This window comes from Flavobacterium tegetincola DSM 22377 (assembly GCF_000425485.1).
Taxonomy (GTDB): Bacteria; Bacteroidota; Bacteroidia; order Flavobacteriales; family Flavobacteriaceae; genus Flavobacterium; species Flavobacterium tegetincola.
Map to the genome: position 1 here is coordinate 1 of NZ_AUDN01000047.1, position 1652 is coordinate 1652.

The following is a 1652-nucleotide window of genomic DNA, read 5'->3' on the forward strand; positions in this document are numbered from 1 at the left end:
CCTGCGGGAACTGAGAATACCCTACGGTACAATACAAAATAGTGAGTAATAAAAGTGTAATTTTCTTCATGAAATGAAAAATTTATAGGTTGTTTAACAATAGTTCCCCAAAACAAAGGGATTTCAAATTTAACAAATTTTAAGAAAATACTGATCAAAAAGTAACATTTAACAGTAATAAAAATTATTTTACAAAAATCTGTCGGTAAAAATCGTGTAAACGTGTCGTATAATTCCTTACTTTTGTAAGACAAACAAAGCTATGTTAGAGATACAAAAGACCAATTTCGAGAAAACAGTAATTGTTGGAATCGTAACGCAAAAGCAAGATGAAGAGAAACTAAAAGAATATTTAGACGAACTTGAATTCCTTACTTTTACAGCAGGTGGCGAAGTAATTAAACGCTTCTCCCAAAAAATGGATCGTCCAAATCCTAAAACATTTTTAGGAACTGGAAAAATGGAAGAAATCAATTTATACATCAGAGAAAATGAAATTTCAACTGTCATTTTTGACGATGAACTTACCCCGTCTCAGCAAAAAAATATTTCGAAGATTTTAGATTGTAAAGTTTTAGACCGAACCAATTTAATTTTGGACATTTTTGCTCAACGTGCCGAAACCTCCTATGCAAGAACGCAAGTAGAATTAGCGCAATGCCAATATTTATTACCGCGACTTTCAGGAATGTGGACCCACCTTGAACGTCAAAAAGGAGGAATTGGTATGCGAGGTCCGGGTGAAACTGAGATTGAAACCGACAGACGGATTGTACGTGATCGTATTGCGTTATTGAAAGATAAAATCAAAACTATTGACCGTCAACAATCGGTTCAACGTGGTAATCGTGGCGCAATGGTTCGTGTAGCACTTGTAGGGTATACCAACGTTGGAAAATCTACTTTGATGAACGTGATTAGCAAAAGCGATGTTTTTGTAGAAAACAAATTATTTGCCACATTAGATACCACAGTTCGTAAGGTCGTGATCAAAAATTTACCGTTTCTACTTTCTGACACCGTAGGATTTATCAGAAAATTACCTACTCAATTGGTAGAATCATTTAAAAGTACGCTGGACGAAGTTCGTGAAGCCGACTTATTATTACATGTAGTGGATATTTCTCATCCTGATTTTGAAGATCACATTGATTCAGTTAATCAGATTTTGAAAGACATTAAAAGTGATGATAAGCAAACCATAATGGTTTTCAATAAAATTGATGCTTACAAACATTTGACTATTGACGAGGATGACTTAATTACCGAAAAAACGACCAAGCATTATACCCTAGACGAGTGGAAGCAAACATGGATGCATAAATCTGGCGAAACCAATACGCTCTTTATATCTGCATTGAATAAGGAAAACTTTGAGGCGTTCAGAGAACTTGTTTATGAAACGGTACGAACGATTCATGTAACGCGTTTTCCCTACAATAAGTTTCTCTATCCTGATTATAAAGACGCCATCGAAAAAGAGTCTAAAGACGATGATATTGAAGAAGATGAAGAGGTCCAAGACCTGTAATAAACAAAAAAGCTTTTAGAAATTCTGAGGGCACTGAAAAAGTCTTTCTATTAAATTGACACATAAAAAGGAGTAGATATCTATGGATTTCTGCTCCTTTTTTCTTATATTTAAGTCTAAT

1 protein-coding gene is annotated in these 1652 nt (G+C 34.4%); it reads left to right on the plus strand.

What is annotated here, in order from left to right; genetic code table 11:
• Positions 1–262: 262 nt before the first annotated feature.
• The gene (gene hflX / locus H602_RS0109545) at positions 263–1531 is read left to right on the plus strand and encodes a GTPase HflX (protein ID WP_026977785.1); all 1269 of its coding nucleotides are present in this window, start codon (positions 263–265) and stop codon (positions 1529–1531) included.
• Positions 1532–1652 lie beyond the last annotated feature (121 nt).